This window comes from Herbiconiux sp. (genome assembly GCF_023264855.1).
Lineage (GTDB): Bacteria > Actinomycetota > Actinomycetes > Actinomycetales > Microbacteriaceae > Herbiconiux.
The window spans coordinates 1-3,377 of sequence record NZ_JAHFUW010000095.1 but is presented as its reverse complement, the minus strand read 5'-3'; the positions used below and the strand labels follow the sequence as shown (position 1 = coordinate 3,377).

Sequence of the window (3,377 nt, the reverse complement as noted above, 5' to 3'; positions counted from 1 at the left end):
TGGACGGGGCGTACCGTCAGCGCCCCTCCTCCATTGCATCGCCGACGCCGACGAGCACACGCCATACCCAGTCCGCAGCGGTCTCGACTCGCGGTCGGGGGTCGCGCGCGAGCCACGCCCCGATGACGCCGAGTGCTGAGCCGGCGATGCCGGCACTGACGACGTCGAGGGGGATCCCTTCGAATGCGTGCGTGCCCATTCGCCCGAGGCCCTCGCGGGCAACGGCCTCGATGCGATCACGCAACCTGAACGCCACCGCGGCCGAGCCGTGGCGTCCGAGCACGCGCTGATAGACCGCCACATGCTCGTCGATGTGTCGCAGGTAGGCGAGGAGCGCGCGTTGCGGGCCGTCCGGTGCGGTGATCGTTTCAGGCAGGAAGGTCCCTGCCTGCTCGACCGCCGTGTCGATGGCATCGGCGAGAAGGGTGTCCTTGTCGGCGTAATGCTGATAGAAGCTGCTCCGATTCACTCCTGCCCGCTGCACGATGTCGGCGACGGTGAGTTCCTCGAGCGGCCGCTCGCGAGCCAAGGCGAACAGCGACTCCTGCAGGGACCGTCGGGTGCGGACGACGCGGGCATCCATGCGTCGATTGTGCCAGCGGGATGGGGAGACGCCACGCAGAACCCAGCCGCTCCGATTTCCGACAAATGTCGGCTATCCTCGGTGGTGGCTCGTAGGTGCGCCCTCGTCTCGTCTCCTCATGAAAGGCCTCTCGCGTGGCAGAACTCCTCTACCGTGTCGGACGATTCGCCGCGCGCCGACCGTGGGCCGTGGTCGCCGGTTGGATCGCCGCACTCGCCCTGGCTGTCGGAGCCTTCGTCTCCTTCGGCGGCACGCTGACGTCGAGCATGAGCATCCCGGGCACCGAGACCGAGCGCGTCACCGAGCGGCTCACCGAAGAACTGGGGGAACTCGGGGGCGGAACCGGCACCATCGTGTTCCGGACGGAGGACGGATCCGACTTCACCGAGGCCCAGCAGGGGGATATCTCCGCGATGTTGGCCGAGATCGACGGAATCGACGGCGTGGCCGATGTGGTCGACCCCTTCGTCGCGACGTCCGATCGCGCCGAACAGGAGCAGCAGCTCGAAGCCGGCGCGGCCCAGCTCGACGAAGCGCAGCGCCAGCTCGACGAGGGCTCCACTCAGATCGAGGCTGCGCGAACCCAGCTCGAGGCCGCTCAGGCGCAACTCGACGCGGCCATCGCTGAAGCGAAGTCCGCGGGGACGTACGCGCTCGCAGCGGCGCAGTTCGCCGCGCAGCAGGCCGAGCTCGATGCCGGTGCCGCTCAGCTCGAGGATCGCCGCGGCGAGCTGGACGCCGGTGCCGGCGAACTCGCCGAGCAGCGCGCTCAGCTCGATGACGCGCGGGTGCTCATGGATGCCGCCTCGGAGATCCGAACCGTGTCCGAGGACGGTGCCACTGCGATCGGCGTGGTGATGTTCGAGGACGACGTGTTCTCCGTCCCGTCCGAGGTCGTGGAAGCGGTCTCGGACGAACTCGACCAGGCCGAAATCGACGGGGTGCAGGTCGACTACTACTCGGCGACGATCGCCACCGCGGTCGAGGGACTCATCGGCATCGGCGAGATCGTCGGCGTCGCGCTCGCGCTGCTCACGCTCGTCATCATGTTCCGCGCGCTGCTGCCGGCGCTGCTGCCGATCGTCTCATCACTCGTCGGCGTCGGCGTCGGCGTCGCCGGGTCGCTGGCCTTCTCGGGCGTCGTGGACATGTCGTCGGCCACCCCCGTGCTCGGCATGATGCTCGGACTGGCCGTGGGCATCGACTACGCGCTGTTCATCATCAACCGCCATCGACGGCAAGTGCTCGCCGGTGTCGACGTGCACGAATCCATCGCCCTCGCGAACGGCACGTCGGGCAACGCCGTGGTCTTCGCAGGCTCGACGGTGCTCGTCGCACTGCTCGCCCTGAACGTGACCGGCATCCCCTTCGTCGGCGTCATGGGAACGGTCGCGGCCGGATGCGTGCTGGTCGCGGTACTCCTGTCGGTGACCCTGACGCCTGCGATGCTCGGGATCATCGGCCTCCGGATCGTCAATCGGCGGGCTCGCGGCCAGATCGGCCACGAATCGCACGCTCGCCCCGAGCTGAAGCCCATGAAGACCTCGCGTGCGTTCGCGCGCGCCGCACTCGCCGTCGGCGCGCTGCTCATCATCGCGATCCCGGCGCTCTCCATGCGGCTCGGCATGCCCGACGGGTCATCCGAGCCCGTCGACTCCAGCCAGTACCGGGCCTACACGTCCGCGGCCGAGGCATTCGGAGCCGGCCAGAACGGACCGCTGCTCGTCACCGCCGCGCTGCCGGCCCCGATCGATGAGGACGACGTCGTCGCGGTACAGGCCGACCTAGCCGGTCAGCTGCTCGAGCAGGGCGGCGTGGTCGCGGTCGCGCCGGTCGGAGTGTCCGAGGACCGCGACTTCCTCGCCTTCCAGGTCGTGCCGATCGGCGGACCGTCCACCGAATCGACCGAGCAGCTCGTGCACGACCTGCGCGAGCTCTCGCCGATCGGAGACATCGAGCTCGGGGTGGCAGGCCAGGCCAGCGGCAACATCGACATCTCCGAGAAACTCGCCGGCGTGCTGCCGGTGTACCTCGCGCTGGTCGTGGGGCTGTCGCTGCTCATCCTCGTGCTGGTGTTCCGCTCGATCCTCGTGCCGCTGATCGCGACAGCCGGGTTCGTGCTGTCGCTGTTCGCCGCACTCGGAGCCGTGGTGGCGATCTACCAGTGGGGATGGCTCGGGCCGGTGTTCGGCGTCCACACCCCCGGACCGGTGCTGAACTTCGCACCGATCATCCTCATCGGCGTGCTGTTCGGTCTCGCGATGGATTACCAGCTCTTCCTGGTGACCGGAATGCGAGAGGCGTTCGTGCACGGGGTGCCGGCCCGGACGGCGGTTGTCGCCGGGCTACGGAACGGGCGAGCGGTGGTCACCGCGGCGGCCATCATCATGGTGTCGGTGTTCGGCGGGTTCATCTTCTCGCACCTGGCGCTCGTGCGACCGCTCGGCTTCGGCCTCGCGATCGGCGTGCTGTTCGATGCGTTCGTGGTGCGGCTGTTGCTGATCCCCGCGCTCATGCACCTGCTCGGCGAGAAGGCGTGGTGGCTGCCGCGCTGGCTCGATCGGATCCTCCCGAACGTCGACGTCGAGGGCGCCGCGCTCGAGCGAAGCCATCCGATCCACGGGGCGGCGACGGAAGCCGGGGATGCGTCGTCGGACGACGTCCGGCACGCCGACGAACCCGTCCGCTGAGAGGGCGGCTCCGCCAGGCGGCGCCCGGCGCGCCGCCGAGTGAACCATGACAGGGCGACCGCCTCGTATCCCTTCGGTTGTGCGACGTCTCATCGGACTCAGGG

At 69.1% G+C, this 3,377-nt stretch carries 2 protein-coding genes; one reads left to right on the top strand and one right to left on the bottom strand.

The annotated features are described in order from the left end of the window. Positions 1-16: 16 nt before the first annotated feature. Positions 17-583 carry a TetR/AcrR family transcriptional regulator gene (locus Q0D75_RS20920; protein ID WP_291057814.1) on the bottom strand — a complete coding sequence of 189 codons (567 nt, stop codon included), beginning with the start codon at positions 581-583 and terminating at the stop codon, positions 17-19. 134 nt (positions 584-717) lie between these two features. Between Q0D75_RS20920 and Q0D75_RS20915 the strand changes: the two genes are divergently transcribed. Next, positions 718-3,273 carry an MMPL family transporter gene (locus Q0D75_RS20915; RefSeq protein WP_061681791.1) on the top strand — a complete coding sequence of 852 codons (2,556 nt, stop codon included), beginning with the start codon at positions 718-720 and terminating at the stop codon, positions 3,271-3,273. The last annotated feature ends 104 nt before the right edge of the window (positions 3,274-3,377 follow it).

What these genes read in the sequence shown, in the direction of transcription:
- Q0D75_RS20920 (WP_291057814.1), bottom strand. Translation starts at nt 583, where the DNA reads ATGGATGCCCGCGTCGTCCGCACCCGACGGTCCCTGCAGGAGTCGCTG.